Origin of the sequence: Streptomyces sp. Isolate_45 (assembly GCF_024721315.2) — a bacterium.
In the GTDB taxonomy this organism is placed as follows: domain Bacteria; phylum Actinomycetota; class Actinomycetes; order Streptomycetales; family Streptomycetaceae; genus Streptomyces.
Genome location: NZ_JANFAK020000012.1, coordinates 19925 through 46448, shown reverse-complemented (window position 1 = coordinate 46448; position 26524 = coordinate 19925). Strand labels below are relative to the sequence as shown.

General features: G+C 73.6%; 25 protein-coding genes and 1 pseudogene. 13 read left to right on the top strand and 13 right to left on the bottom strand.

Annotated elements, in window-relative coordinates; translation table 11 throughout:
- The first annotated feature begins 23 nt into the window (after window positions 1–23).
- Together NOD94_RS06690 and NOD94_RS06685 are read left to right on the top strand one after the other, a co-directional pair.
- A complete protein-coding gene (locus NOD94_RS06690; protein ID WP_281204788.1) occupies window positions 24–2030 on the top strand; it encodes a prolyl oligopeptidase family serine peptidase in 2007 nt (668 codons plus the stop codon).
- An 86-nt stretch (window positions 2031–2116) separates the two neighbouring features.
- The gene (locus NOD94_RS06685) at window positions 2117–2473 is read left to right on the top strand and encodes a hypothetical protein (RefSeq protein WP_348652319.1); all 357 of its coding nucleotides are present in this window, start codon (window positions 2117–2119) and stop codon (window positions 2471–2473) included.
- A gap of 52 nt (window positions 2474–2525) precedes the next feature.
- Here NOD94_RS06685 and NOD94_RS06680 read toward each other — a convergent pair whose 3' ends face one another.
- The gene (locus NOD94_RS06680) at window positions 2526–2996 is read right to left on the bottom strand and encodes a flavodoxin family protein (RefSeq protein ID WP_281204787.1); all 471 of its coding nucleotides are present in this window, start codon (window positions 2994–2996) and stop codon (window positions 2526–2528) included.
- A gap of 198 nt (window positions 2997–3194) precedes the next feature.
- On the opposite strand from NOD94_RS06680, the gene NOD94_RS06675 reads away from it, so the two are divergent.
- From NOD94_RS06675 to NOD94_RS06665, 3 genes are all read left to right on the top strand, one after another.
- Complete coding sequence (locus tag NOD94_RS06675) at window positions 3195–5126, top strand: diacylglycerol kinase family protein (protein ID WP_281204786.1); 1932 nt, start codon at window positions 3195–3197, stop codon at window positions 5124–5126.
- A gap of 75 nt (window positions 5127–5201) precedes the next feature.
- Complete coding sequence (locus NOD94_RS06670) at window positions 5202–6155, top strand: YihY/virulence factor BrkB family protein (RefSeq protein ID WP_281204785.1); 954 nt, start codon at window positions 5202–5204, stop codon at window positions 6153–6155.
- Between the two features lie 90 nt (window positions 6156–6245).
- Window positions 6246–7097: a phosphatase PAP2 family protein gene (locus tag NOD94_RS06665; protein WP_281204784.1), complete on the top strand. Its 852-nt coding sequence runs from the start codon at window positions 6246–6248 to the stop codon at window positions 7095–7097.
- A gap of 42 nt (window positions 7098–7139) precedes the next feature.
- Here NOD94_RS06665 and NOD94_RS06660 read toward each other — a convergent pair whose 3' ends face one another.
- Window positions 7140–7592: an ATP-binding protein gene (locus NOD94_RS06660; RefSeq protein WP_281204825.1), complete on the bottom strand. Its 453-nt coding sequence runs from the start codon at window positions 7590–7592 to the stop codon at window positions 7140–7142.
- Between the two features lie 550 nt (window positions 7593–8142).
- Here NOD94_RS06660 and NOD94_RS06655 point away from each other — a divergent pair.
- Complete coding sequence (locus NOD94_RS06655) at window positions 8143–8757, top strand: response regulator transcription factor (protein WP_281204783.1); 615 nt, start codon at window positions 8143–8145, stop codon at window positions 8755–8757.
- A gap of 75 nt (window positions 8758–8832) precedes the next feature.
- Here the strand turns inward: NOD94_RS06655 and NOD94_RS06650 are convergent, their stop codons facing one another.
- The 5 genes from NOD94_RS06650 to NOD94_RS06630 form a co-directional block, all read right to left on the bottom strand.
- A complete protein-coding gene (locus NOD94_RS06650) occupies window positions 8833–10608 on the bottom strand; it encodes an ABC transporter ATP-binding protein (protein ID WP_281204782.1) in 1776 nt (591 codons plus the stop codon).
- Complete coding sequence (locus NOD94_RS06645; RefSeq protein WP_281204781.1) at window positions 10605–12455, bottom strand: ABC transporter ATP-binding protein; 1851 nt, start codon at window positions 12453–12455, stop codon at window positions 10605–10607. The genes NOD94_RS06650 and NOD94_RS06645 overlap by 4 nt, the downstream gene beginning before the upstream one ends.
- A 66-nt stretch (window positions 12456–12521) precedes the next feature.
- Window positions 12522–12659: a SapB/AmfS family lanthipeptide gene (locus tag NOD94_RS06640; RefSeq protein ID WP_281204780.1), complete on the bottom strand. Its 138-nt coding sequence runs from the start codon at window positions 12657–12659 to the stop codon at window positions 12522–12524.
- Window positions 12656–15304, bottom strand: a complete 2649-nt coding sequence (lanKC, locus tag NOD94_RS06635; RefSeq protein ID WP_281204779.1) for a class III lanthionine synthetase LanKC — start codon at window positions 15302–15304, stop codon at window positions 12656–12658. Before lanKC ends, NOD94_RS06640 begins: the two co-directional genes overlap by 4 nt.
- Before the next feature lie 214 nt (window positions 15305–15518).
- Window positions 15519–16829, bottom strand: coding sequence for a TerD family protein (locus NOD94_RS06630; protein ID WP_281204778.1), 1311 nt, complete (start codon window positions 16827–16829; stop codon window positions 15519–15521).
- Between the two features lie 330 nt (window positions 16830–17159).
- Here NOD94_RS06630 and NOD94_RS06625 point away from each other — a divergent pair, with 330 nt between their 5' ends.
- Window positions 17160–17945 carry a fibronectin type III domain-containing protein gene (locus NOD94_RS06625; RefSeq protein WP_281204777.1) on the top strand — a complete coding sequence of 262 codons (786 nt, stop codon included), beginning with the start codon at window positions 17160–17162 and terminating at the stop codon, window positions 17943–17945.
- 67 nt (window positions 17946–18012) lie between these two features.
- Complete coding sequence (locus NOD94_RS06620; RefSeq protein WP_281204776.1) at window positions 18013–18327, top strand: NIPSNAP family protein; 315 nt, start codon at window positions 18013–18015, stop codon at window positions 18325–18327.
- A 42-nt stretch (window positions 18328–18369) separates the two neighbouring features.
- Here NOD94_RS06620 and NOD94_RS06615 read toward each other — a convergent pair whose 3' ends face one another.
- Window positions 18370–18582, bottom strand: coding sequence for a hypothetical protein (locus NOD94_RS06615; protein ID WP_281204775.1), 213 nt, complete (start codon window positions 18580–18582; stop codon window positions 18370–18372).
- A 418-nt stretch (window positions 18583–19000) separates the two neighbouring features.
- Here NOD94_RS06615 and NOD94_RS06610 point away from each other — a divergent pair, with 418 nt between their 5' ends.
- From NOD94_RS06610 to NOD94_RS06600, 3 genes are all read left to right on the top strand, one after another.
- Window positions 19001–19678 (top strand): ribosome-inactivating family protein, encoded by a 678-nt coding sequence (locus tag NOD94_RS06610; RefSeq protein WP_281204774.1) that lies wholly within the window; start codon window positions 19001–19003, stop codon window positions 19676–19678.
- A 155-nt stretch (window positions 19679–19833) separates the two neighbouring features.
- A complete protein-coding gene (locus NOD94_RS06605; protein WP_281204773.1) occupies window positions 19834–20661 on the top strand; it encodes a hypothetical protein in 828 nt (275 codons plus the stop codon).
- Window positions 20658–21395 carry a class F sortase gene (locus NOD94_RS06600; RefSeq protein WP_281204772.1) on the top strand — a complete coding sequence of 246 codons (738 nt, stop codon included), beginning with the start codon at window positions 20658–20660 and terminating at the stop codon, window positions 21393–21395. The genes NOD94_RS06605 and NOD94_RS06600 overlap by 4 nt, the downstream gene beginning before the upstream one ends.
- 34 nt (window positions 21396–21429) lie before the next feature.
- Here the strand turns inward: NOD94_RS06600 and NOD94_RS06595 are convergent, their stop codons facing one another.
- Window positions 21430–21936: a hypothetical protein gene (locus NOD94_RS06595; RefSeq protein WP_281204771.1), complete on the bottom strand. Its 507-nt coding sequence runs from the start codon at window positions 21934–21936 to the stop codon at window positions 21430–21432.
- Window positions 21937–22222: 286 nt separating this feature from the next.
- On the opposite strand from NOD94_RS06595, the gene NOD94_RS06590 reads away from it, so the two are divergent.
- Window positions 22223–23704: an oligopeptide:H+ symporter gene (locus NOD94_RS06590; protein ID WP_281204770.1), complete on the top strand. Its 1482-nt coding sequence runs from the start codon at window positions 22223–22225 to the stop codon at window positions 23702–23704.
- A gap of 87 nt (window positions 23705–23791) precedes the next feature.
- Here NOD94_RS06590 and NOD94_RS06585 read toward each other — a convergent pair.
- The 3 genes and pseudogenes from NOD94_RS06585 to NOD94_RS06575 all read right to left on the bottom strand — a co-directional run.
- A pseudogene (locus NOD94_RS06585) lies at window positions 23792–23947 on the bottom strand (sensor histidine kinase); the annotation flags it as partial.
- A 281-nt stretch (window positions 23948–24228) separates the two neighbouring features.
- Window positions 24229–24546: a hypothetical protein gene (locus tag NOD94_RS06580; RefSeq protein WP_281204769.1), complete on the bottom strand. Its 318-nt coding sequence runs from the start codon at window positions 24544–24546 to the stop codon at window positions 24229–24231.
- A 73-nt stretch (window positions 24547–24619) separates the two neighbouring features.
- Window positions 24620–25399, bottom strand: coding sequence for a hypothetical protein (locus NOD94_RS06575; RefSeq protein ID WP_281204768.1), 780 nt, complete (start codon window positions 25397–25399; stop codon window positions 24620–24622).
- A gap of 319 nt (window positions 25400–25718) precedes the next feature.
- On the opposite strand from NOD94_RS06575, the gene NOD94_RS06570 reads away from it, so the two are divergent.
- A complete protein-coding gene (locus tag NOD94_RS06570; RefSeq protein ID WP_281204767.1) occupies window positions 25719–26069 on the top strand; it encodes an SH3 domain-containing protein in 351 nt (116 codons plus the stop codon).
- Between the two features lie 85 nt (window positions 26070–26154).
- Here the strand turns inward: NOD94_RS06570 and NOD94_RS06565 are convergent, their stop codons facing one another.
- Window positions 26155–26508 (bottom strand): UBP-type zinc finger domain-containing protein, encoded by a 354-nt coding sequence (locus tag NOD94_RS06565; RefSeq protein ID WP_281204824.1) that lies wholly within the window; start codon window positions 26506–26508, stop codon window positions 26155–26157.
- Between the last annotated feature and the right edge of the window lie 16 nt (window positions 26509–26524).

Here is a 26524-nt window from a genome sequence, read left to right as displayed (position 1 = left end):
ACGGAACCCCTGGAGAGGCGGCCATGCCCTTGGAGCGCGCGCAACCCGAGACCCACCCCGACGCGCCGGAGGTCCCGGTATCGGAAGCACCCGTACGGGCGGTTCCGGCGGTTCCGGAACCGGCCGTCGCCGTACCGGCGCCCGCGCCCGTGCGGGTGCCGGACGCCCACCACACCGATCCGCCGACGCTGCTCACCGCCCACGGCTGCTGGTACCCGTCGGCCGACCCCACCGGCGACAACGTGGCGTTCATCTGCGACCGGGCCGGAGTCCCGCAACTGTGGAGCGGGCCCGCCCACAGCGCCGAGGCGCACGTCCTCGACGCCGACCCCGACCCGGTGACCGAGGTGTCGTGGTCCCCCGACGGACGGTGGATCGCGTACACCCGCGCCCCCGGCGGCGGCGAGCACACCCGGGTGCTGGTGGTGCGCCCCGACGGGACCGGCCGCCGCGTCCTGGCCGGGGCGGAGCCGGGCGGCTCCGCTCACCTCGGGTGCTGGACCCGCGACGGCTCCGCCCTCGCCGTCACCCTCGCCCGCTCGTCCGACGGCGGCGCACTTGCCGCCTACCTCATCGACCCCGACGGTACGAACGCCCCGGTCCTGCTGTTCGGCGAGGCGGGAGCCGCCTCCCTGCGCGTGTGCGACATGAGCGCGGACGGCCGGTTCGCGCTGCTGCGCCGAGGCCCGCGCGGCCACCGCGAGGCCCTCGTCCTGGACACGTCGTCCGGCCGCACCACCTTCGCGCTGCGGGTCGCCGACGGGGACCCGTGGATCGGCCGGTTCTCGCCCGACGCGCGCACCCTGTGGCTGCGCAGCGACGCGGAACGGGAACACGCCGCCCTCCTGGAGGTCCGCGTGGACGAGGACGGCGCGGCCCGGGACGTCACCGTCGCGGCCGGGCGCGAGGAATCCGCCGTCGACCTGCTGGCCCTCCCCGACCACGGCCGGTGGGCCCTCCTCGTATGGAACGTCCAGGGCGCCGGCGAACTCGAGGGCATCGGCCTGCCCACCGCGGACGCCCCCGGCGAACGGAGCGACATCGGCCCGCACCTGCTGCGCCCGGACCTGCCCCACGAAGTGGTGACCCGCCTGACCGCGGTCGGCCGCGGAACGGTGTTCGCGGCCCTCTCGGGTTCCGGACGACGCCCCGGCGTATGGCAACTGGAGGGCGGCACCACGCCCCTGCGCACCCCCTGGTCGGCGCGCGACGAGGACGCGGCCCCGCCCGGCCGGCCCCCGGTCCGCCCGGTGCCCCTGCGCTGCCGGGCCCGGGACGGACTGATGCTGGGAGGCTGGTACTACCGCTGCCCGGACCGGGATCCGGGCCGGCCGGGCCCGTGCGTGATCCACCTCCACGGCGGGCCGGAGGAACAGGAACGGCCGGTGTTCAACCCGCTCTACCACGAGCTGCTCGGCCGCGGCCTCGACGTCTTCGCCCCCGACGTCCGCGGCTCGTCCGGCTGGGGACGCTCCTTCGTCGACGCGGACCTCGGCACCGGCCGGTTCGCGGCGATCGACGACGTCGCCGACTGCGCCGCGCACGTCGTCTCGCTCGGGTACGCCGACCCGCTGCGGCTGGGCGTCATGGGCCGCTCGTACGGCGGCTACCTCACCATGGCCTCGCTCGTCCGGCACCCCGCCCTGTTCCGCACCGGGGTCGCCGTCTGCGGGATGTCGGACTTCGCCACGTTCTTCGCCGGCACGGAACCGTGGATCGCCCGGTCCGCGGCCGCCAAGTACGGCCATCCCGAACACGACCGGGAACTGCTGCACGACCTCTCCCCGATGAGCCGGGTCCACGAGCTGCGGGTTCCCGTGCTGGCGGTCCACGGCGAGCACGACACCAACGTCCCCCTGACCGAATCCGAGCAGTTCGTACGGGCCGCTCGGGAACGCGGGCTGCCGGCGGAACTGCTGGTGCTCCGCAACGAGGGGCACGACTTCCTGCGGGCGGACAACCGCCGCACCTACCGCCGCGCCGCGGCGACGTGGCTGGAACGCCACCTCGACGGCGCTGCGACGTCCTGATCCGTACGAGCGTCACCGACGTCCCGGAACAACACCCCCGGGGCGGCGGAGGGCTCGCGCCGCCGAAACTGGGCATGCGGTACGTCATGACCGGACAACAGCAGCAGAATCCCACGCGGCCCGCCACCACCCCCTGGACCCAGCCGGACGCGGGCGTGCGCCTGGTCGGCTTCGTCAAGGCCGGCCCCGGCGGGGCGATGACCGACGAGGTCGGTGTCATCACGGGCGAGCTGACCCTCGCCACCGAGGACGACGGCGCCGGCCGTGCCGCGCTGACCGTCCAGTACACGGGGGCGTGGGAGTGGTACACCCTCACCGGCAGCCCCGTCCCGCTTCCGGAGGCCGGCCTGGCGGCCCTCCACGAGGAGGCCCTGGCCCTGATCCGCGCCGGCGGCGGCGCCGAGGCCCCCGATCCGGTGTCCGGAACGCGTCCGGAAGGCTGAGGTGGGGGACCCGGCACGCATGTCGGGCCCCGGGTGCGCTCGCCCGGCGGGGTCAGGACGCCGGTCCCCTCCCGTCCCGCAGCCGCTCGGCGAACGCCCGCGCGGCGGACAGGTCCCCGACGTTCGGCCGCTGCTTGTTGATGCCGCCGAGGAGCTTGAACGGGGCCCACGTGTCGAACGCACGGCAGGAGAAGCTCCCCTCGACCCGGAAGCCCTTGGCTTCGAGGCGCCGGACCAGGGGGCGGGTGAAGGGTGCCGGGGGCAGCTCGGGGAGCCCGCTGGTGGCGAACACGAACGCCCGGCCGCGCCCGGAGGGCAGCGTCGTGACGAGGTCGGTCAGGTGGGGGTGGAGCCTGCCGCGGAAGACGCCCGAGCCGAATCCCACGAGGTCGGCGGCGGCCAACTCCCGTACGTCGACCTCTTCGGGGGTGACGACCCTCGCACCCAATACCCCGGCCATGGTGTCCGCGACGCGGCGCGTATTGCCGTGTGACACGGAGACGCACACGATGACGGCATTCATCCCGGTGATCCCTTCGTTCGTTGTTCGCTTCGTCGGGTGGTCCGCAAGAGGGACAGCGGAGCGGCGACGGACGTGACACCGGGGCGCTGTGACGGCGGTCACGGCGGGGGCGGTCCGGTCGTGAACGACCCGCGGGATCCGCCCACGTCGGCGCCGCCCCGGGCGCATCAACGGGCCGTCACGGGCAACAAGGCTGCCATGACGACGGAAAGCGGCACCGCCGCGAGACGCACACGGCTCCTGTGGTTCGTACCGGCCCAGTTCGCCGTGATGGTTGCGCTGGGCCTGTTCGTGACCGGGGCGCCGGTGGGCCGGCGGCTGCTGTCGACGGAGGACCGCGTCACGGACGCGTTCGCCGCGCACCGGACCCCCTGGGCGGACTCCGTCACCGAGTGGCTGTCGATCATCGCCTCGACGGAGGGGATCGTCGGCGTGACGCTGCTCTGCGTCGTCGCCCTGCTGGTGCTGCCCGGCACCCCGCGATGGGCCGACGCGGTCTTCCTGGGCGCCTCGGTCGCCGTGCAGTCGGCGGTCTTCCTGGCCGTGACGATGTGCGTGGAACGCCCCCGCCCCGACGTACCCCGCCTGGACGGTGCGCCGCCCACGTCGAGCTTCCCGTCCGGCCACGTCGGGGCCTCCGTCGCCCTGTTCGGCGGCCTCGCGGTGCTGGTGTGGACCAGGGTCCGCGGACCCTGGCGGTACGTCGCGGCGGCGGTCCTGGTGCTCGTCCCGCCGGCGGTCGGGGCGTCCCGGATGTACCGGGGCATGCACCACCCGTCCGACGTGGCGGGCGGCCTGCTCAACGGAGTCGCCACGCTGCTCGTCGTGGGCGCGGTGTTCCTTGCCGGCCGCACCCGCGACGCCGGGGGGACCGTGTCCGGGTCGCGGGACGGCGCGGACACGGTCCTCCCGGCGATCCCCGGATCGCCCGCCGACGGTCCCGTTGACCCCGTCGGCCCCACTGGTCCCACCGGCCATTCCGTTCCCGCCGCCCGGGGCGTCGACCGTCGTGGCGCGTCCGCCGCGGGCGGTCCGGGACGGACAGCGGTCGTGGTCCGCCACCCCCACGGCTGCGGTGACGAGCTGGCCGAGCAGGTGCGGGCCGACCTCCACCGCCACGGCTACACCGAGCAACGCTGGACGTCCACCTCCGTCGAACAGGCCTGCGGGACCCTGTCCGAGGAGTGCGCGGTACCCGGTGTGGACCTGGTCGTCGTCTGCGGCGGGGACGGCACGGTCCGTGCCTGCGCCGACGTCGTGGCCGGCACCGGCATCCCGCTGGCGCTGGTGCCCTGCGGGACGGGCAACCTCCTCGCCCGCAACCTGGACCTCCCCCTGGACCCGCGGGACGCCCTCGAAGGGGCCCTCGCCGGCGGCGACTTCCCGATCGACGTGGGACGGGTGAGCGGCGACGGCCTCACGTCGACGCGGTTCACGGTGATGACGGGCGCCGGCTTCGACGCCGCCACCGTCCGCGACACCTCGCCCGCCCTCAAGGCCCGCCTGGGATGGGCGGCCTACGTCCTGTCCGGCGCCCGCCACCTGGGAGACCCCGGCATGCGGCTCTCCGTACGGCTGGACGGGGGCCGCGTCCGGCGCCGCCGGGCGCGGATGGTCGTCATCGGCAACGTCGGCGCCCTCCAGGGCGGCCTCGAACTCCTGCCCCGGGCACGGCCGGACAGCGGACGGCTGGAGGTCGTGCTCTTCGACCCCCGGGGCGCCGCGGGCTGGCTCGCCGCGGCCGGCCACCTGGCCTCCCGGGTCGTCCGCGGCGGCGCCCCCGAGCAGGACGGGTCCGCCCCGGCGTCGACCGGCGGTCGGAGCGTGGCCGGCGGATCCCTGGAGTACTTCAGCGCCCGGCGGATCGAGCTCCGCTTCGCCGGGGCGCAGCCCCGCGAGGTCGACGGCGACACCATGACGGAAGGCACCCGCCTGCTCGCCGAGGTGGAGCCGGGCGCCCTGTGGATCCGCCTTCCCGGGGCCCCTGGCACGACCGCGCGCGAACGCGCGGCGCACGCCGCGCCCGACGCGCATGCCGCGCCCGCGCCCGCACCCGCACCCGCACCCGCGCCCGCGCAAAGCGGTGCCGACGACGACGAGCACGCCCGCCCCCGCCCAGCCGTCCACTGAACCCCGCCCCTCTCCGCCCCGCCCCTCTCCGCCCCGCCGCTCCCCGCGCCGGGACCACGAACAGTCAGGAAGCCGATGGGAACCGCGACCCGGGTACCGCAGAGACGCGACGTGGTGGGCGAGGAGCTGTCCGGGGACGAGGCCTGGGCCGCACTGCGCCGCTACGGGGGTTGGAGCCTGGCCCGCGACTCCTTCGTGCGCTTCCGCTACGCGGACGGCTTCAGCCACTCCCGGGCCCTCGCCCTCCAGACCGTCCTGTCCATCGTGCCGCTGGCCATCGCAGCCATCGGGCTGTCCAGCGTCCTGCACACCGAGGACATCGGCCGGGTGGCCGAGCTCACCATCGGACGGATCACCAGCGGCCCCAGCCGGGAGGTGGTCGACGAGGCCCTGCGCGAGAGCCGCCGCCACGCCGGGGACGGCGGCCAGGCCGCGCTCTGGCTGGGGCTGCTCTTCTCCCTCGTCAACGTCACCACGAGCCTGTGCCAGGTCGAGCGCGGCGCCAACCGCATATACGGCAACGAGCGCGACCGGCCGTTCCTGCGCAAGTACGCCCGCGGTGTCGTCATGGCGGTCCTCGCGGGTCTTCCCCTCGGCCTCAGCTTCGTCCTCACCGTCCTCGGCGCCGACCTCACCCACGCCTTCGCCGAGGTCTACCACCTCGGACCGACCACCATCCGCGCCTGGGACGTCCTGCGCTGGCCGATCGGCGTCCTGCTGGCCGTGCTGGCCACCAGCGCGATCTTCCGACTCGCACCCCGGCGCGACCAGCCGGGCTACACCTGGCTCGCCTTCGGCGCCGTCGTCTACCTCGTGCTGTGGATCACGGCGACCTGGGCGCTGAGCCTGTACGTCGGCGCCAGCAGCACCTTCACCAGCGTGTACGGGCCCCTCAGCGCGCTCGTGTCGCTGCTGCTGTGGTCCTACCTGACCTCCCTGGCCCTGTTCCTGGGCCTCGCCTTCTCCGCCCAACTCGAAGCCGTACGGGCCGGTGTGCTCCGGCCCGTCGCGCAGGACCCCGGAGTCTGACCCCGCGGGCCCCGACGCCCGTACGCCCCGCCCGAACGCCCCGCCACGACCGTTCCCGTCCGAACGCCCCCGACCGAAAGTCGCGTACCCATGGCACAGCACCCGCCCCGTCCCGGACCCCGCCCCCGTTCCCGACGCCACGCGATCCGCGCGTTCCTGACGGGACGTTCCGGTCCCGACGCGGCCTTCGGGACGAGGCTCGTGCTGACGGTGGCGGCCACGGCCGCGGTGAGCGTGCCGTTCGTCCTCGCCCTGGTGCTCGTCGAATCCCGGTGGCCGCCGCTGTACCGCCTCGACCGTGACACGGCCGAACGGCTCCACCGGGCCGCCCTGGAGGACCCGGACCGGGTGCGCGTGCTGGAGTTCCTCACGGGCGTGCTGTGGGACCCGGTGACGATGCGGCTGCTGGTGGCCCTCCTGGTGATATGGCTGCTGCGGCGCCGCGCGTGGCGCCTCGCGGCCTGGGCCGCCGTCACCGCCACGGCCGGCGCCCTCATCGGGTTCCTCACCAAGAACGTCGTGGAACGGGCGCGCCCGCACCTGCCCGACCCCGTCTCCCACGCGCCCGGCTTCTCCTTCCCCTCCGGGCACGCCATGACGGCCATGGTCTCCTGCGCGGTCCTGCTCCTCGTCCTGCTCCCGTTGGTGCCGCCCGCCTGGCGGTTCCTGCCGTGGGCGCTGGCCGTGACGAGCGTGCTCGGGGTCGGCTACACCCGGGTCGCGCTCGGCGTGCACTGGGTCAGTGACGTCGTGGGGGGCTGGCTGCTCGGGCTCGTGGTGGTCACCGCCACGACGCTCGTCTTCGAGGCGTGGCGGGCCGATGCCGGACGCCGCCGGACCGGGGTCGGCGAGGGGCTGGAGCCCGAGATCTCGACGGCCGAACCGGAGCCGGCCCTCGGGACGTCCCCCCGGCCCGGATCCGGGGACGGGGCGAGGGGATGACCCGCGCGTGCGGAACTCGCGCCGCCGGGCGGGGAGCGGACGTCAGGCCGCGGGGGACCCGCCGGCGTGCGGCTCCGACCGGCCCGCCCCGGCGTGCGGGGCGGGCGTCAGGTCTGGGTGGAAGCAGGCGGTGATGGTCTTGCCGCCGTGGAAGGAATGGGCGTTCCACGTGTCGGCGAGGGCGTCGATGATGGCGAGCCCCCGCCCGGAGGTCGCGTCCCGTGAGGCGTCGCGCGGGGCGGGCAGGCTCGGGTCGCTGTCGGCGACGCTGACGTGCAGGCAGCGTCCGTCCCAGGTCAGCACCAGCCGGGCGCTGCTGTGGGCGTGCACGTGCGCGTTGGTGACGAGTTCCGACACCGTCAGCAGGACGGAGTGGGCCGTGTCCGGGGCGTCGGCCGTCCATTGCAGGGAGTCCAGGTGTTCGCCCGTCCACCGGCGGGCCTCGCGCACCCCTCTGTGCACCGGGAAGGACTTGGCCCACCCCTTCGCACGCATGGACACCGCACTCACCTCGCTTCCGCTCGTGGGTGGTGCCGGCCCGGACGGGTCGGCACGCGGCTCAGAACCGGCTCGCCCGGTGGCGGGCACGGTGTCCGCCCTTGCGGTGGACGAGCAGCAGGGCCAACACCATGGGCACGATCAGTAGGGCCATCGTCGTCATGGGTGTGCTTCCTCTCCTCGTGGTCCGTCGCTCCTTTGCCCGTGTGGCCGCTGAGCGTCGTCCGAAACCCGACTCCCGATCACGGCACCCCGGTTGGCGCCGTCCCGGGGCGCTCCACGGCGCTCCACCTCCCTCGCCCGGTGTTCGGATCCCGCCGAATGCGCGCGGAATCAGCCCATCCGGATGTTGGCGTTCCGAGGCCTCGCACGGCGCTTCCCGGACGCCCGCCGAGGTGGGACGGCCACCGGTCGCCCGGGGGTGGGACTGGAGGAGCGCCCGGCTTCGGCCACGCGCCCCCGTACGCCTCCCGCCGTGACGTTCCCGCACGGTGGTAGCTGGGCAGCCGCTTGATGCTGATCGCTCGTCACGTGAGGGGAACCCCCGATGACCAAGGTCCTGGTGCTGCACAGCGTGTGCCTGGTGAGGTCCGCCCTGGCCGCACTGCTGAGATCCGAAGGCGACTTCGACGTCACCTCCTCCGGCTGGCGCGCCGCCGCGCGCCAGGCGGAGTTCTTACGACCCGACGTGGCGGTCGTGGACATCGACTGTCCGGAGGTGTCGGCGGCCCTCCTCGCCGACACCGACACGGACGCCGGCCGCCTGCTGCCCCACTCGTCCGCCCCCCTGCTGGTACTCGCCCGGGCCGACACGCCCGGCACGCTGAGCCGCGCCTTCAGGACGCGGGCACTCGGCTACGTCGACAAGGACGGTTCGCCCGCCCGGCTGGTCCGGGCCGTCGGAAAGGTCGCCGCGGGGGAACGCTTCATCGACGCCACGCTCGCGTCCGCCTTCATGGAGGCCGACCCCATGCCGCTCAGCCCGCGCGAGCTGAGCGTCCTGGCCCGGGCCGCCGAGGGCGACTCGGTCGCGGAGATAGCCCGCGCCCTGCACCTCGCCAGCGGAACCGTACGCAACTACATGGCCGCCGTGACGCGGAAGACCGGCGCCCGCAACCGGATAGACGCCATCCGGATATCCCGGCGGGCCGGCTGGGTCTGAGCCGCCGGCCCGAGTTCCCCCGCATCCCCCCGCACCCCCGACGGCAGACGGGCGATCCGCCCGGCCGTGCGCGCCTCACCCGCGCGCGTCCCACAGGCCCACCAGATCCCGGTACAGGGGCGACCTGGCCGGGAGCTCCGCATGCGTGCCGCACACCGCCCGGGTCCCGTCGAGGACGAGGACCCGGTCGGCCCTGACGGCGGAGGAGATCCGGTGCGCGACCACCACCAGGGTGCCGGGCCGCTCGGCGAGCGCACGCTCGGCGCGTTCCTCGGTCCGGGGGTCGAGGTGGCAGGTGGCCTCGTCGAGCAGCAGCAGGGGGGCGGGGGAGAGGTAGGCGGCCGTGAGGGCGAGGTGCTGGCGCTCGCCCTGGGAGAGCCGACCCGGGTCGACGGCCGCGTCCAGCCCGCCGAGCCGGGCCACCAGCCCGTCCGCGCCGAGGGCGGCCGCGGCCCGCTCCACCTGTGCGCCGGACACCCGGCCGGGGCACAGGTGGGTCAGGTTCTCCCGGACCGTGCCCGTGAACACGTACGCCTGCTGGGGCAGCAGGGTCCGGCGGACGTCGGGGCCGGGTCCCGGGGTGCCCCGTACGGGCGCGCCCGCGACCCGTACGGTGCCGCCGCCGGGCGGCAGCAGCCCGGCGATCAGAGCGGTGAGGGTGGACTTGCCGATGCCGCTCGGCCCGACCACGGCCAGGTGCTCGCCGGCGCCGACCACCAGGTCGAGGCCGTCGATCACCGGGTCCGCGCGGGGACCGTAGGCGAACCGGACCCGACGCAGCTCGACGGCGGGCGCGGGCGCGGGCGCGGGTACGGGGACGGGCGCGGGTACGGATGCGGGGGTCGGGGCGGGCGTCCCCGGTTCCGGGGACCGCGTCGCCGCCCCCGGAGCCGGATCGCAGAACCGGTCCAGCACCACCAGCAGCCGGGTGCCCGCCGCCCCCAGCGCCGTCATCAGCGCGTCCAGGGCCGGGAGCAGCGACTGCACGAGATAGGTGAGCGCCCCGGCCACCGCGCCCGTGCTCACCCCGCGCCCCAGCAACCAGGGCGTCGCGGCGAGCACCACGACCACCGGCAGCCGGCCCGCGACGCCCAGGGCCAGCGTGCGCAGGGCGGTCCACCGCGCGAGCCGGGCGGTCAGCCGCTCCTGCTCGGCGATCAACGTCTCCACGCCGGCCCCGGCGCTCGCCGCGCCGCCGCACGCGACGACGTCGCGCAGCCCCGACGCCAGCTCTGCGGCGCGCGCGGACAGTGCCTCGTCCGTGTCGAGCGCAGCCCGCTGCACGCGCGCCATCGGGTGCAGCGTGGCGAGGAACCCGGCCGCGCCCAGGAGCAGGGCGGGCAGGACGAGGACCAGCAGTACGGGGGACAGCGCGGCCAGCCCGAGCAGCGCGCCCAGGGCGGTGAAGACGAACGACCGGGCGACCAGGACGAGTCCGGCGGAGGAGTCCCGGGCCATCTCGGTCTGCTGCGTGAGCCGCGAGACCGCGCCCGCGTCGCCGGGCCGTCCGGGGTCGGCGACGGCCCGCCCGATCGCCTGGCGCACCGAGCGCCGCACCAGACCGTCCCGCAGCGGTTCGACCAGGTCCGCGAGCCCGCCGAACACGCCCCGCAGGGCGAGCGCGCCCAGCAGGGCGCCCGCGCCGGCCACGACCAGCCAGCCGATGCCCGTACCGGTGCGGCCGGCGAGGAAACCGTCGTCGAGGGCGCGGGCCACCGCGTACCCCCCGAGGAAGGTGTGCGCGGACTCCAACAGGGACCAGAGCGCGAGCCGGCGCAGTGGGCGGGGCCGTCCGCGCAGGAAGCGACGGCCCTCACGGGACACCCGCCGCCAGGTTCCGTACTCGCTCATCGGACCGCCTCCCGGCCGGGCGGCTCCGGCGCGGGCCGCCGCGTGAGACCGCCGTACGGACCGCCCGCCCCCCGGGAGCCGGATCCGTCGGCGGGTCGCGCCGCCGGCTCACCGGCGGCATCCGTCCCGTCGCCGAACACCGCCCGGTAGGCGGGGTCCCGCCACAGCTCCGCGTGCGGACCGGTCGCCCGCACCCGTCCCGCGTCGAGCCATACGACGAGGTCGGCGCGGGCGGCCGAGGAGATGCGGTGCGCGACGACCAGACGGGTGCCCGGCCGGACGTCGCGGGCCAGGGCGCGCTCCACCTCCCGGGCGGTGAGGGTGTCCAGGCTCGACGTCGCGTCGTCCAGCACGAGCAATCGCCCCGCACGGCAGAACGCCCGTGCCAGGCCCAGTCGTTGCAGCTCGCCACCGGACATGGGCGCGTCCGCGGGCGCCGTCCCGTACCCCTCGGGCAGTCGCCGCACGAAGGCGTCGGCGCCGGCCGCCCGCGCGGCGGCGCGCACGTCCTCCGGGGCCGGCGCGGGACCGCTGCCGAACGCGAGGGCGGCCGCGATGTCCGCGCCGAAGAGCGCCGGCCGTTCGAAGGCGTGGCCGACCTCCCGACGCAGTTCCTCGGGGGACAGCTCGTCCAGCGGTACGCCGTCGAGCAGTACCCGACCTCCGTCGCAGGCGGTGAGCCGTCCCGCCGCGGCGGCCAGCGTCGTCTTGCCGGAGCCCGAGCGGCCGACGACGGCCGCGGTCGTTCCGCCGGGGATCCGCAGGTCGACGTCGTGCAGGACCACGACGCCCGACCGCACCACGCGCACCCCGAGCAGTTCCAGGGTGCCGGGACCGTCCTCGGGCAACCGGCTTGCGCCTTGCGGGAGTTCGGGCAGGTCGAAGAGGGTCGCCGTGCGGCGGGCGGCGGCCCGGCCGCGGACCACGGCCGCCAGCCGGCCCGTCACGGCACCGGCGCCGGCCGCGAGGCCCGCGTAGCGGACCGCCGCGAGGAGCCCGCCGACACCGAGTGCGCCGTCGGCCAGCCGGACCCCGCCCACGCCGAGGACCACGTACAGCAGCAGCGGCATGAGGGCGCTCGTACGGGCCACGGTCGAGCCGTAGATCCGCCACGTCCGCCGTCCCTCGGCGCCCAGCTCCGGCAACCGGGCCAGTACACGCGCCTGTTCGCGCTCGGCGGTGCCGGCGGCGGCGATCGTACGGGCGCCCGCGAGCGCCTCCACGAGGCGACCGGCCATGGCCAGCTGCACCTCCTGGTAGCGGCTGACGCTGGCCCCCGAATCACGCGCGAAGGCCCGCAACAGCACGGCGAGCAGCGGGAGTCCGGCGAGGAAGGCCAGCCCGGTCCACACGTCGACCAGGAACAGCGCCACGAGTCCACCGACCGGCGGCAGCAGGGCCACGGCCGCGCCGACGACGGCCGCCGGTACACCACCGGCGGTGGTCGCGTGCGAGGTCAGCCGGGCCGACAGCTCACCGGGGGAGTGGCGGGCGGCGTGGTGCGGCGCGGTGCGCAGCAGCCGGGCGAGACCCAACCGGCGCAGCCAAGCGGTGGAGCGGCCGTCGACGCCGCCGCCCAGCCGGGCCGTGGCGGCGTCGAGGAGGACCTCGGCGGCGATCACCACCGCACACCACGCGGTCCACCGGGCGCCGGCGGGGTCCTGTCGCAGCAGCAGGTCGAGGGTGTGGCCGAGGACGGCCGGTTCGGCCAGGGCCGCGACGGCGGCGGCCACGGAGCAGGCGGAGGCGGCGGTGAGGCGGCCGGCGCTGTGGCGTGCGGCCGCCCGCAGGGCCCTGTCGGCGCCGCGGGCGGCCGCCGCCCCGTCGACGGGATCGGGCGCTGTCATGGGCGGCGGCTCCAGGGGTGTGGTGCGGGCCCGGGCGGTGAACCGCCCGGGCCCGGAATGACCTGATCAGTTACAGGTCGTGATGCTGAGGCTGCTGTCGCCGCAGAGGAGCAGGCTGGCGCGGCTGCCGCCGCCGGTCAGGTGCGCGGCCTCGGTGGTCTCTTCCTTCGGGGTGTCCATCGACTGCAGGTCCAGGAGCGTCATGTCCGATTCCTCTTCACTGTGGTGTTCCGATGGGTCACGGCCCCCGTGACGGGGACCGGCTCTGGGGCCGCCGCGGCAGACCGCGGCGGCGGGAGGAACGGCAGCTGGGCGCGCCCGCCGGGCGCGGCGCTGCCGAGGGCGAGGAGAGCGCCGGCCGTGCCCGTGGACAGGTCCATGGACAGGCGCATCATCTGCTCGCCGGGGAAGGCCAGGAAGCCTCGGTACGGGACCGCGTGCCGGGCCAGGGCCTCCACCTGCCGGGCGATGTCCCCGGGGTCGGAGCCCGGTCCCGGAGTGGTGGTCCGCGCCAGGTGGAGGATCATTCCGGCCGCGCCGCGGAACAGGCCGGGCTGCGCGTAGAACGTCGCCTGGGCGGCGCGGACGATCTCCGGCCGGGCCCGTTCGAAGCGGTCGTCCCGGGCGTGCGCCAGCCAGTCGTCCAGCACCATGCCGATGCCCACGCTGCCGCCGCCGAGATAGGGCATCGTGCGCCACCCCTCGTCGACCTGCAAGGTGCCGAAGGCGCTGGTCACGCAGCGGTCGAGGTCGCGGTGCAGGGCCCGGCCGGCCCGCGCCAGCAACTCCGTCTCCCCGGTGCGTTCGTAGAGCCGCAGGTGGAGCAGGGCGGCCCCGCTGTGACCATGGAGCAGACCGGCCCGGTTCGGCCCGGCCGCGGGCTCCGGGAGGAGTTCGGCGCAGCGCAGGGCCGCGGCGTGCAGTTCGACCTCGCCGGTGGTCGAACCCAGGGAGTCCAGGGCCAAGCCGATGCCGGCGAGTCCGCCGTGCAGGTCGGGCCCGGCCGACTGCCAGGGCTGGGACAGCAGTTGCTCGGCGAGGGCGAGGGCGCGGTCCCGGTGGCCGAGCCGCTCCAGGGTCCACGCGAGACCGGCGAGGCCGTCGTAGAAGCCCAGGGGCATCCCGGAGGCGGGCTCCTTGGTCCGGGCCAGCAGCCACTCCTCGGCCTCGGGCCACGGTTCGGCGCCCGTCTCGGCCAGCGCGTACAGGACACCGGCCGCTCCGTGGCCGAACCCGGTTCCGCCACCGGCGGTCGCGAACTGGGCGGTGTCGCCCGGGAAGAGCCGGTCCTCGCGGTCGAAGGTGGCGCTCGCCCGGAGGGCCGCCGTCATCGAGGCGCGGGCCTCGTCCCAACTCCCGGGCTCGACCGGCAGGTAGGGGCGCCGGGGAACCACCGCCGGCCCGCCGGATGCGCCGCCGGACCCGCCTTCGGTGCCGGCGAGGATCTCCCGTACCGCCTCGTCGAGGAACTCGCGGGGCACGGGGAACTGCTCGGCGGCGATGTCGGCCAGGTGCGCGGCCTTCGCCCGGTCCATCACCAGCAGACTCGTCAGCGGCAGGAACAGGGCCAGCCGCAGGCAGGCCAGGGCGTACCGGTCGACGCCGAAGCCGCGCCGGTCGGCCGGGGCGACGAACGCCGGGTTGGCGACGGTCTGACGGAGTCCCTCGTCGACGTGGGCGGCGGCCTCGAAGTCGAGCAGCGCGACCGACGGCGCGCCGGTCACCTCGTCCTCCGCGACCATGACGTTGAACAGGTGCAGGTCGTTGAAGACGATGCCGCGGGCGTGCACGGCCTCCACGGCCTCCGTCACCTGCCGGTGGATCTCCAGCGCCCACCGGGTGTACTCCGCGAGCTCCGCGGGATCGGGGTCCGCCTCGATCAACGGGTGCCGGCGCGCGAAGTAGGTGTTGAGGGGTTTGCCGTCCAAGTGCCGCATCACGAGGAAGTGGTGATCCCCGACGGTGAAGGTGCCGTGCACCGAGGGCACGCAGTCCAGCCCGGCCAGCTGTTCCAGGGCCCGGCGTTCGCGGTGCAGCCGGGTCACGGCGTCCGCGCCGTCGGCCGCGAGGCCGGCGAAGGGGCGCCCTTCCTTGAGGACGACCCGCTCGCCGGAGCGGACGTCCCGCCCCACGTAGACGCCGCCCCCGTTGGAGAAGTGCAGGGCGCGCTCGACGGTGTAGGGGAGGCCTTCCAGGGTGACGGAGGCCCGCCTGGCCAGGTGGGGTGCCAGGAACGCGGGCGGTTCGATCCACTCGGGCGGCTGGAACACCGGCCCCCGCGGGTCCGGCACGAGCCGGCCGTCCGGGGCCTCGATCGCCGGGACCAGCTCCCCGCGGTCGTCGTAGCAGTGCCGCAGGGTGAAGCTGCCGTAACGCAGGTGCACGGGGCCGTCGTTCCAGCGCAGGTCGCTCAGGATGTACGGGCCCGGCTCGCCGGCGAGCAGCGCGTCGAGGTCCTCGGCGACGCGTCCGCACTGATCCTCGTCCGCCGGGTACACGGTGAGGAACTTGCCGCTCGCCGCGCGGTCGGCGTACTTCGCGTTGCGCAGGTGCAGCAGGTACCGGCTCGGCACGAACTTGAACGCGATCCGGCGGTCCACGCAGTAGCGGTGGACCCGATCCAGGACGGACTCGGCGTTGTCCAGACACGCCGAGACGTGGATCTTCCAACCCTGGGAGGGAAGTCGGGCGTCCAGGGGGCGCAGCGCCAGCCAGTCCCCGCTGCGGTGCGTCTGCCACCCCGCCGGTACGGGGGCGAGCGCGGCCGGGTAGTTCTCCTCGGCCCGCCGGTACGGCGCGTCGTAGAACCATCGGTCGGCGTCGCAGAAGGCGGCGTACCCCTTGTTCACTCCTGCTCCCTCGGTCGGTGACGTCCTCACGCTGTCACGGCGACCGAGGGCCGCGACAGTCACGGCTGTCACCGACGGGGCGTGCAGTACGCACGAGTCACCAGGGCCCGGACCCCGCACGCGCGCCGCCCGCCACGAAGGAACGCCCCGACGCGGGCACTCGCGTCGGGGCGTTCCTCCCGGACCCTGCCGGGTGCGTGGTGGCGGGGAGCGGTCAGTCCTTGCTGGCCGGCTCCCAGCTCATGCCCCAGCCGTACTCCAGGTCCACCGCCTGCTGCTTGAGGATGCCGGGCGGGAGCACGAGGTACTTCGCCTCCCGCCGGACGATCAGTTCCCCGCCCACGTTCTCGATCAGCGCGATCGCGGCCACCGGCGCGGGGACGGTGCATTCGTCCAGGCGGACCTCGATCGGCGGACCGACGGGCGGGTACAGCGTGGCGACCCCTTGCAGTCCCGCGAAGTTGGTGGCGCCGGCGTAGATGGACACGAACACCAGGAGGCGTTTGATGTCGGCCGTGTGATCAAGGTTGATCATGAGGTTCTCGCCGTCCTCGCTCCCGCCGGTCCGGTCGTCCTGGTCCAGCAGGACGTACGGGGGCTGGTCGAACGACCCGAACTGGTTGTTGATGGGATGGACGATCCCCATCGTTCCGTTCCGCAGTTCCCACAGGCAGGAGAGGTCGAGGTCGACGTCCTCCAGCCGGACGGCGTCCTTCCCCTTCCGCATCCAGCCGCGCGCCGGGGTGGCCGCGCTCCACTTGAGGTTGACCCGCATGCCGCCGGAGGTGGCCCCCTGCTTGGTCAGCGACACCGAGGGTGCCGCCTTCGTCAAGGTGATCTTCGACAGCCGCACGGGCTGGGTGTGGGCCGGCTCCGGGGTCGGCCGGGCCTGCGGGGCCGGAGGGCGGGTCACCGGCGGACTCACCGGTTGCCGCACGGGCTGCTGCACGGGCACGGGCACGGGCACGGGCGCCGGCGTGGGCGTGGGCGTGGACGGGGCGGGGTCGTCCACCGTGATCCCGAAATCGGTGGCGAGCCCCGCCAGCCCGGAGGCGTATCCCTGACCCACCGCGCGGAACTTCCACGTGCCGGCCCGCCGGTACAGCTCCCCGAGCACGAACGCCGTCTCCGTGGTGGCGCCCGTGGGGTCGAACCTCGCCGTCTCCGCGCCGCTCTCCGCGTCCAGCACGCGCACGAACAGGCCGGCCACCTGACCGAACGTGCCGTCGGTGGAAGCCGCGACCACCACGGTCCCGATCTCCTGCTCGACCGCCGTCAGCGTCACCGTGATGGTCTCCAGCGGGCCCGAGCCGTCCTGGCGCCGGCCCTCGTGGCGCACGGCGCCACTGGCGTGCACGGGCTGGTTGTAGAACACGAAGTCGTCGTCCGACCTCACCTTCCCGGCCGCTGTCAGCAACAGGGCCGACACGTCCACGTCCGGCGCCCCGGGCCCACCCCGCCAACCCAGCTCCACCCGGACCCCGGCGCTCGGCACCGGTACGTTGGCGCCCTTCTGCAAGGACATGCGAATCCCCCTCCACGACGTCTCCCACTCCGTCGCAGCGTACGAGGTTTCGGCGGTGTCCCCTCCCCGAAGAGCGGGATTCCTGCCGCTCCGGGGCAAGTTGCGGGACCCCGTCCGGCGCGGCGCGCAGGGCCGGTGCGGGGGCACCGTGAGTGGAGCCGCCCCCTCGCCGCCCGTCCGACCTGCGGGTTCTCCCGTGAAAATGGGAATCGATACGCGGCGCCGGTGGCCAGCGGTGGACGGCGCCGTGGGAGGGCGCGACGATGAAGGTCCCACCCCTTTCCGCTCGGATCCCTCCGGGCCCGGACGAGGCGATTGCGAGGTGTGGCGATGAGGCTGCGACGTCTCGCCGCCGTGGCGGCCGTACCGATTCCACTCCTGTGCGTGTGGATCGCCCCGCCGGCAGCCGCGGCGAGCACGCACACCATCACCCTGACCGGAACGCTCTTCGTCGCGAACGCGGGCGGTATCGGCACGAGTGCGTCCAGCAAGACCTTCGACATGAACAGGACCGCCGCCCTGAGCCACGACAGGCCGACGGCCACCCTGGACATGTCGGCGTGCGTGGGCGGGGAGTCCCGCGGCCAACTGAGCGTCCACCTCCAGCTCAGGCCCGACGAGATGGTCGTCGTCTCACCGACGCTCCGCCTCTACGAGGGATCGAGCTGCAAGTCCAACGACCTCGACGCCGAGGACCAGGCCATCCAGAAGGGCTTCAAGCCCCGCCAGAGCATGACGGTGTCGCTGTCGGCCGCGAACGACGAGGCCTTCTCCGGCGACCTGACCACGACGAACTTCACCCTGAAACACACCGGCGGCACCGGAACCGGCATCGGCAGCCCGGCCGAACCGTCGGGCGTGGTGGCCGCCAGGGTCGGCACCGACCCGGTGGGCCGCACCCAGGTGCAGCTGCAGTGGGAGAACCCCGCGACCGACGAGACCCACCTGGAGATCCGCAACACCACCCTCAACCAGTCCAGGGCCGCGGCCCCCGACGCCACGTCCTTCACCTGGCCCGACCTGCCCCTGGGCAGGCAGTGCTTCCAGATACGGGCCATCAACGCCGTCGGCCCGTCGGACTGGACCCCGGCGAACGCGCAGAGCGAGTGCGCCTGACGCCCTCCCCCGGACACCGCCCGCCCCGCCCGACGGGGCCGGCGCCGCCGACGGGCATGATGGGCGGGTGATCACCATTCATCTGAAGTACGAGATCGACGTCGACAAGCTCGCGGACTTCGAGGAGTACGGACGCCGTTGGGTCCGGCTGGTCAACCGCTTCGGCGGCACCCACCACGGGTACTTCCTGCCCAGCGAGGGCGACAGCGACATCGCCTACGCCCTCTTCTCCTTCCCCGGTTTCGCGGCCTACGAGCAGTACCGCACGGACAGCATGTCCGATCCGGAGTGCCAGGCCGCCTTCGACCTGGCGCGCGAGACCCGTTGCATCAAGCGGTACGAACGCCGCTTCCTGCGCCCGCTCGAAACCCCCGGCGACTGAAAGTCCCGAGGGGCCGGCGCGGGGCCTCCACGCCCCGTCGTCTCACGCCTCGCGGTCCATGACGCGGCGGGCCGCCTCGGCCTCCGCCGCGGGCGGGGACAGTTCGTCGAGGGTGTCGAGCTCGTCGTCCGAAGCCAGTTCCTCCTCCCACGCGCCCGCGAGGCGCTCCTGCTCCTCGTGCGGTCTGCCGGCGACGGCCTCCCGCTGCCGGGGGTCCAAGGCCGCGAGGAACCGTCCTACCGTGTCCGCGGGCATGCCGTACTCCTTCTCGCTCGGGGAAGGGGCAGCGGCAGGTGCGCTGCCGTGCCCGGCCCAGAATGACGAACCGGCCCGGTACCGGCAGTCCGACACGGCGCGCGGCCACCCGAATGCCCGAGCCGCCCCGGCATCGGCCGGGTCCCGGCAGCCGGCTTCCGTCCCCGGCCGACACCCGGAGGTCGCTGTTCACTCCTCGCGGGACCGTGAGGTGACCGGGCCGACCCCGCCTTCGCGATCGTCCGCCCGCGGATGGTGATCGATCCACGATCTCCTGAGGAGTTCTTAGCATCAGAGGCCAAACATTCGTTCCCGCCCCGGATGGCCGACTACAAAGAACCGGACCGAACCAGGCCCGGCGACAAGGGTGATGAGAGCCGTCGTCGGCCTGGGTGATGTCGAAGGCGGTGGATTTGTCGTGCGTGAATTCAGCAGGATCGAACCGGCTGCGACGGGATTCCCGGCGGGGAGCGCGAGTTCCGATCTCCTCCAACTGGCGGATGCCGTCGTACTGAAACCCGTTTCGTTCTCCGTGGAGGACGCCACGGTGGCGGAGTACCGACTCCTCGTGTCGGCCGTCCGGTCCGGTGCGGCGGAAGCCCTGTGGTTTCCCAGAAGAGCGGGCATCGGGGAGGAATCGGTGCGGTACCTGCCCCTGAACATTCGGTTGAGGGGTTTGTCCATCGAGTTGTACGTCGAGTTCCTCCCCCGGGAATCGGACGTCCGGATCGTCGGCTTCCGCAACACCTTCGAGAACGGACAGGCCCCGCCGGAGGCCTACTTCCGCCACGTGCGGGACTCGGTCGCGCCGCCGGGCATGCCCCGCACGGCGGCCCTTCCGTTCGACGGCGGGTGTTCCGCCCTGGAGGCGGTGGCCGGCGTCGGGCGCACGGTCCTTCCCGTGGGGCGCCGCCCCATGATCAACGCGGTCATCTGGTTGCACCGGAACAGCGACCCGAGGTGCACGGCGCGCGGAATCCTCGTGCTGTCGGAAATGCTGTGCGCGGCAGCCCGTTCCCCTCGTCTGGCGGACGACGTGTCACGCATCTGGATGACCGGCGGCCCGCTCTCGACCGCACCGTGGGCAGCAGCGTGACCGGCGCACGTTGAATTTCCGAAGAATTTCTTCAAGCAGCCACCAATCCAATGGTGTTGGGGCTTCGAAGAAGTAACGGAGATCCCTTCCCGGGGATCATTTCACCCGTGCGATCCGTGATTCCCGTCCAGGGAATCCAAGGAACAGGAGCGAATGTGATAGTCAAGCGTGCCGGCCGCCGTCTCGTGGTCATCTCCGCCGTGCCCGCCGCGGTGTTCCTGACCCTGGGCCTTTCCGGCCCGGCCCTCGCCGACGAGGGCAAGGCGTACCAGATCGACCTGGCGCAACTGAACGACTCGGGCTCACGCGGAACGGTCATGCTCAGCCTCAAGGGCAAACAGCTGACCGTGCGGATCGAGTCCGAGGGGATGGTGCCCGGACAGCCCTCGGCCCAACACCTGCACGGTTCGACCAAGGGGCACGACTTCCACTGCCCCGACGCCAGTGACGACACCAACGGCGACGGCATCCTGAACAACACCGAGGCGACCGTCGACTACGGCGACATCAACATCTCGCTCACCACCTCCGGCGAAACCAAGGCGACCAGCGGCCTCGCGGTGGAACGCATGCCCGTCGCAGACAAGGCCGGCAAGCTCTCCTACCAGCGGACGATCACCGTCGGCCAGGACGTGGTCGACCACATCAAGGACCTGCACGTCGTGCAGCACGGCATCGACCGCAACGACAACGACAAGTACGACTTCGACGGCGCCGGCAAGAGCGAACTCGACCCGAAGCTGCCCCAGGAGGCCACGGCTCCGACCAACTGCGGTGAGGTCAAGGGCGCCGCCGTGGGGTCCATCCCGGTCGGCGCCATCGAAACCGGTGGTGGCTCCCCGGAGGACGCGGCGGTGCCGCTGGCGACGACGGCCGGCGCGGCGGTCCTCGCGTACGCGGCGATGGCGGGCGCGATGACGCTCCTGCGGAAGCGGGCCACCGTGTCCCCCGGCCCCACGCGGACCGAGGAGGACGCCGCGTGAAGGGCATCCGGTCCTCCGCGACCGTGACGTCCGTGGCGCGGCCCCGCCGCCGACGGAACGCGGCCCCTCTCGCCGCGGTGGCCCTGGGCACGTTGCTGCTGGCCGGGTGCGCCGGCCAGGACCCGGCGCCCCAAGGGCGGGCCGCACCGGCCGGCGCACCGGCCGAGGGGGCCGCTCCCACCGGGGAGGCGTCCACCGGCGGCCACGGCGGGTCTCCTGGGGACGGGACGCAGAACGGTACGGGTACCGGCACGGGAGCGGGCCGGGGCGAGCCGGCCCTCGCCCGGTCCGAACCACAGAAGATCACGATCCCCTCCCTCGGCCTCTCCAGCTCCCTGGAGACGCTGAGACTCAACGGGGACGGCACGATGCAGACCCCGAAGGACCCCGGACTCGCGGGCTGGTACGAACCGGGCCCGACGCCCGGCTCCCAGGGTCCGGCCGTGATCGCCGGCCACGTCACCTGGAACGGCGCGTCGGCCGTCTTCGAGAAGCTGAGGACGATGAAGGCCGGCGACACCATCAAGGTGACGCGGCGCGACAACAAGACCGTCACGTTCACGGTGAACAAGGTCGCCGAATACCCGAAGGCCGACTTCCCCACGCTGGAGGTGTACAAGAACCTCGACCACGCGGGCCTGCGCCTGGTCACCTGCGGCGGCGACTTCGACCCGAAGAAGCACTACTACGACAGCAACGTCGTCGTCTACGCCCGTATGACGGGGACCGCGTGACGGGCCCCGATTGACGGGCGGTACCGTCCGCCCGTCAGGCCGGCCGCCGCACGCGGGTCGGGAAATGTCCGCGTGCGCCGGGCAGGTACATGAACACGACGGCCGCCGTGGCCACCAGGTCGGGCAGCGCCGAGAACAGCTCCCAGCCGCCCGGCCACGGCCCGTTCATGCCGGAGTCGGCGAACAGGAGCAGCAGGCTCAGGACCGTGAGGACGGCCAGTACCGTCCGGGCCCACCCCTGGCCGGCCCTCACGCACCGGCCCAATGACAGCCAACCGGCGAGCAGTACGGCCGTGATGGCTCCCGACACGGCGAGTTGGCGGTGGGCGCCGGCCCTGCCGGAGACCTCGCTCAGCTCGTTCAGGCCCGTGGGCGCGACCAGGAACGAGCCCGACACCCAGACCAGGAGCTCCACCACGACGGCCAGGACGGTGAGCCCCCAGGCGGCCTCGATCTCCCGGGGCCGCCGCCGGCCCGACGGACCGGCATCCGTCCTGCCCGTCCCACCGGTTCCGCCCGCCCCGCCCGCCCGGTCCGTCATCCTCGGCCTCCTCGCTGTCCGACCAGTGAGAGGCCCGCAAGAGGAATCCGGTTCCCCGCCCCCGGCGGCCGGTTCGAACGGCCACCCGCTCGATGAGTGGACGGCGCCTCGCCGGTACCCGGCGTCAGCCCGGCACGGCGTCCGCCGGGCGGCCGGACGCCACCGAACGGCGGAACTCGGCAGGACCCGCGCGGCCCGCCGGGCCGGGGCACCACACCCGCACCCCTGACCCGACGTACGTTGCAGCTGTCATCGCGCATGCCGGAACCAGGAGTACGGGGGCACCGTGGGCACAGAGGCCCGGGAAGTCGAACCGCGGACGTTCCTCGGACACCCACGAGGACTCGCGACGCTGTTCCTCACCGAGATGTGGGAGCGGTTCAGCTATTACGGGATGCGCGCCCTGTTGGCCGTCTACCTGGCGGCTCCGGTGGCCGAGGGCGGCCTCGGCTACTCCACCGGTACCGCGGTGGCGATCTACAGCGTGTACGTCTCCATGGTGTACCTGCTGACGCTGCCCGGAGGTTGGGTCTCCGACCGCTTCCTCGGGCCCCGGCGGTCCGTCACCACCGCCTGCGTGATCATCATGATCGGGCACTTCCTGCTGGCCGTGCCCACGACGCCGTTCTTCTTCGCGGGCCTGTTCTTCGTCGCGGTCGGCTCGGGCCTGGTCAAGGCCAACATCTCCACGATGGTCGGACACCTCTACCGGGGGCCGCTGGAGGAGCGCCGGGACAGCGCCTTCACGATCTTCTACATGGGCATCAACCTCGGTGCCTTCCTGGCCCCGCTGGTGATCGGCACGATCGGCCAGAAGGTCAGCTACCACCTCGGATTCGCGGTGGCCGGCGTGGGCATGGCCCTGGGGCTGGCCCAGTACGTGTTGGGTCGGCGTTCGCTGAGCCCGCACAGCGACGTCGTCCCTTCCCCGATGGACGCGACCGCGCGCCGGGCCATGCTGCGCAAGGGCCTGCTCTGGCTGCTCGTACCGGTCGTCTTCTACCTCGTCGTCGGGCTGTCCGGGCACTACACCCTCAACTGGGTGATGGTCCCGCTCACGGTGCTGGGACTGGTCTTCCCGGCCTGGACGCTCGCGCGCATCCGGCGGGACCCGGAACTGACCGCGGCCGAGAAGTCCCGGGTGTCCGGCTACATCTGGCTGTTCGTCGCGGCCGCCGTCTTCTGGATGGTCTACGACCAGGGCGGTTCCACCCTCAACATCTTCGCCGACGAGAACACCGACACCACGGTGCTCGGCTTCGACTTCCCCTCCAGTTGGTTCCAGTCGCTGAACCCGCTGTTCGTCATGGCGCTCGGCCCGGTGTTCGCCTGGCTGTGGCAGTGGTTGGCCCGCCGGGACCGCGAACCGTCCACACCGGCGAAGTTCGGGGTGGGACTCATCCTGGTGGGCCTGTCGTTCGCCGTGTTCCTGCTGGCCCTGGCGGCCGCGGAGGGCGGCGCGAGCGTCTCGCCGCTCTGGCTCGCGCTCATCTTCCTGATCCAGACGGTGGGCGAGCTGTGCCTGTCGCCGGTGGGTCTGTCGGCGACGACGAAGCTCGCGCCGGAGAAGTACGGCAGCCAGATGATGGGCGTCTGGTTCCTCGCGGTGACCGCGGGAGACTGCGCCACCTCGCTGGCCGCCATCGCCGGGGCGGACCTCAACGACCTCCCGTTCGTGGCGATGGAGGTTGTGGTGGCCGTCGCGGTGGGCGTGGCCATGTTGTTGGCCCGCAAGGCCGTGGCCGCCCGGTTCCTCGGCCACCACTGAGGTCCGTGCTCCGTTCGGTCGGCGAGCGGACGGAGCCGGCCCGCCGCTGCCGCGACGGACGAGACCGCAACGCTGCCGGGACCCGTCGAGACCGCCCCCGTCGGGGTTCTCGAACCGGAGCCCGGCCCCGATCACGCCGGCCTGACCGACGGCGATCGTCGGGCCGGGCCCCAGCCCCGTACCGGCCGCGCCGGTGCGGAACCGTTGCGGCCCGCCGCAGAGCAGGTGCTCGGGGAAGTCGGGGGGATCGAGCTGCGCACCGAATGAGGCCCTCCCGGATTCCTGGTACGCCCGCTCGGCGACCCGGAGCCGCTCCAGGGCGGTCTCCCGGTCCCGGTCCGCGAGCATGGCGGGCACCTGGACCCCGGTGACCGGGACCGCGACCGCCGCCGTGGCTCCGATCGTCGCGGCGATCCTGATCCGCACACCCATGCGACGGCGGGCGCTGCGGCCGGCGGTCCGGGGCCCGGGCGCGGTACGGGCTCGGACCGGCCGCTACCGGTCCGAGCCCGTACCGGCCCGTCTCATTCGGTGTCCTCGACCGCCAGGCTCAGTGCGAGGGTCTGCAGCAGGTCCTCGGTGGACGTGTCGAGTCCCGCGGCGTCGAGGGCCGTGGCCACGACGTCGAACGCGAGGATGAAGCCGTTCACCAGGGCGTTGAGCGGCTGCGAGACCTGCCGTAGTACGGCCAGGCCCGTCTCCTCCAAACCGGCATCGACCGGAACGACGAACTCTGCGGGGATCACCTCTCCCAGCAGGTCGGAGACGAACTGGCTGTCGGCGCCGGACCTGATGGCCGTGAGCGCCGCGATGGCTTTGAGCTGGATCTCATTCTCCGTCATCGTGCCGAGCCTAATCCGCCCTGTGCCCGGCGCAGTTGAGGCCCGACGGCGCGCTGGTGCCGAATTCGACGGATCAGCGGCCCAGCGCATTGCGCAGGGTGATGCCGTGGCGGACGCGCAGACGGCGTACTTCCCAGACCGAGAGGGCGGTCACCGACAGGGGGCCGCCGAACATGAAGGTGTACAGCACGATCGCGGGCGCGGCCACGTCGGGACCGATGAAGAGCTGGAAGGCGAGGAGCGACCAGACCAGCAGCGGGGATATCAACGCGGGGAGCAGCTGGTGCACGTCCCCGGCCCGGAGGCAGGTGAACACGCACATGTAGGCGGAGTAGAGCGTGAAGGGGATCGAACAGAGCAGTACGGCGACGGACGCGAGCCATCCGACGGCGAGCAACAGGAAGGCCACCAACTTGGCGAAGATCCCGTCGCCGAAGAACGTGATGACGCCCTGCAGGGCCTCGACGGGGATCAGGTCTCCCTGGAGGGACTCGACCGACCCCCACATGCAGAGCGGGCCGGCGGCGAGCATCGCGACCGCCGTGATGGGCCCGCGCAGACGCTCGGCGAAGTCACGGCGCCTGTCCGGGGTGCTCATGACGAGGAAGGTGGTGATGCCGACCACGCATCCGACCGCGAGGACGAGGCAGGAGAGGCCCAGTTCCACGATCTTGCCCAGCACGAACTCCTCGCCGCCGTCGCTCAGCGGATACGACACGATCAGCCAGAGGCCGGCGCCCAGGCCCAGCGTCATCCGCGCGCCCCGCATCCTGCTGATGGCCCGGTCGTCCACGCGCCCGGCCGCGGCGGCTCGGTCATGGCTCGTCCACCAGGACAGGAAGAACGCCCTCAACGCACCGCCGGTCGTCGACCGGTCCCTGTGAATCGGTCTGGTCCCACTCACTTCATGCCTCCGGGTAACGCGCGTGTCGTACAAGCTCCGTGGGGTGCGGGCCACGCGCCACCATGAGGCATCGAACACCCTATCGGTTCATGGTCGGAGCCCTGAACGCGCGTCAGGACGACGGCCCGGAGAGGGCCATCCGGAGGAGGGCGGGCGTGTCCGCCCGGCGTCAGGGTTGCCCGCGCGGATAGTCGAGGGGGGCGCTGAACACGCCGAGCGCCCGCCGGCCGCTCGATGCCGGTAGGGATCTGCGAAGAGGGGTGCAAGGATGAAGAGAGCGGTACTCGCGTGCGCGGTGGGAGCCGCCGTGCTGATCGGCCCGGGGGCCGCGACGGCAGGGGCCACCGGGCAGCTCGGAGCCGTCCCCGCGCACGGCGCGCCGAGGGCGACCCACCCGGTCGGTGAGGTGGTCTCCGACGCGGCGCTCCACGTCCGGCAGAAGCCGACCGTCCACTCGGGCGTCGTCAAGGTGCTGCGTCCGCACCAGCGGATCCTGCTCAACTGCCAGAAGCGGGGCGGATGGGTGGACGGCAACCCCGTCTGGTACCGGATCCAGGGCTCCAACGGCTGGGTCTCGGCGCGTTTCGTCCACAACCTCCAGCCGGTCCGCCCCTGCTGATCCCCGCCGGCCCCTGCCCTCGTCCCGAGCCCCTACGACGGCAGGGCGGGGCGGGCCGTCGGCGCGGGTGCGCGCGGGCCCGCCCTCAGCGGTGCAGCAGGTTGGTCCAGTTCTGCGGGACGCGGTCGGCCGGTCCCGGCGAAGGCTGGTCCGACGGGTGGCCGTCCGGCGGCGCCAGCTCGGGACCCGACTCGTACATGGCGTCGGTGGCGTAGTTCCAGAACCAGCCCTCGCCCGGCTCGAAGCTCTGCACCAGGGGATGCCCGCTGGACTTCCAGTGCGCGGTGGCGTGTTGGCCCGGCGAGGAGTCGCAACAGCCGATGTGGCCGCACTGCGCGCAGCGCCGCAGGTGGAACCACCAACCGCCCGCCTCGTCGCAGTCGGCGCACCCGTTGCCGCCGGGCGGGACGCCGGGGTCGATGCCGTCCATGCCGTCCATGCCGTCAACACCGTCG

Coding starts and splice junctions, on each gene's coding strand:
- NOD94_RS06690 (WP_281204788.1), top strand. CDS start 24: ATGCCCTTGGAGCGCGCGCAACCCGAGACCCACCCCGACGCGCCGGAG.
- NOD94_RS06685 (WP_348652319.1), top strand. CDS start 2,117: ATGACCGGACAACAGCAGCAGAATCCCACGCGGCCCGCCACCACCCCC.
- NOD94_RS06680 (WP_281204787.1), bottom strand. CDS start 2,996: ATGAATGCCGTCATCGTGTGCGTCTCCGTGTCACACGGCAATACGCGC.
- NOD94_RS06675 (WP_281204786.1), top strand. CDS start 3,195: ATGACGACGGAAAGCGGCACCGCCGCGAGACGCACACGGCTCCTGTGG.
- NOD94_RS06670 (WP_281204785.1), top strand. CDS start 5,202: ATGGGAACCGCGACCCGGGTACCGCAGAGACGCGACGTGGTGGGCGAG.
- NOD94_RS06665 (WP_281204784.1), top strand. CDS start 6,246: ATGGCACAGCACCCGCCCCGTCCCGGACCCCGCCCCCGTTCCCGACGC.
- NOD94_RS06660 (WP_281204825.1), bottom strand. CDS start 7,592: ATGCGTGCGAAGGGGTGGGCCAAGTCCTTCCCGGTGCACAGAGGGGTG.
- NOD94_RS06655 (WP_281204783.1), top strand. CDS start 8,143: ATGACCAAGGTCCTGGTGCTGCACAGCGTGTGCCTGGTGAGGTCCGCC.
- NOD94_RS06650 (WP_281204782.1), bottom strand. CDS start 10,608: ATGAGCGAGTACGGAACCTGGCGGCGGGTGTCCCGTGAGGGCCGTCGC.
- NOD94_RS06645 (WP_281204781.1), bottom strand. CDS start 12,455: ATGACAGCGCCCGATCCCGTCGACGGGGCGGCGGCCGCCCGCGGCGCC.
- NOD94_RS06640 (WP_281204780.1), bottom strand. CDS start 12,659: ATGACGCTCCTGGACCTGCAGTCGATGGACACCCCGAAGGAAGAGACC.
- NOD94_RS06630 (WP_281204778.1), bottom strand. CDS start 16,829: ATGTCCTTGCAGAAGGGCGCCAACGTACCGGTGCCGAGCGCCGGGGTC.
- NOD94_RS06625 (WP_281204777.1), top strand. CDS start 17,160: ATGAGGCTGCGACGTCTCGCCGCCGTGGCGGCCGTACCGATTCCACTC.
- NOD94_RS06615 (WP_281204775.1), bottom strand. CDS start 18,582: ATGCCCGCGGACACGGTAGGACGGTTCCTCGCGGCCTTGGACCCCCGG.
- NOD94_RS06595 (WP_281204771.1), bottom strand. CDS start 21,936: ATGACGGACCGGGCGGGCGGGGCGGGCGGAACCGGTGGGACGGGCAGG.
- NOD94_RS06580 (WP_281204769.1), bottom strand. CDS start 24,546: ATGACGGAGAATGAGATCCAGCTCAAAGCCATCGCGGCGCTCACGGCC.
- NOD94_RS06570 (WP_281204767.1), top strand. CDS start 25,719: ATGAAGAGAGCGGTACTCGCGTGCGCGGTGGGAGCCGCCGTGCTGATC.
- NOD94_RS06565 (WP_281204824.1), bottom strand. CDS start 26,508: ATGGACGGCATGGACGGCATCGACCCCGGCGTCCCGCCCGGCGGCAAC.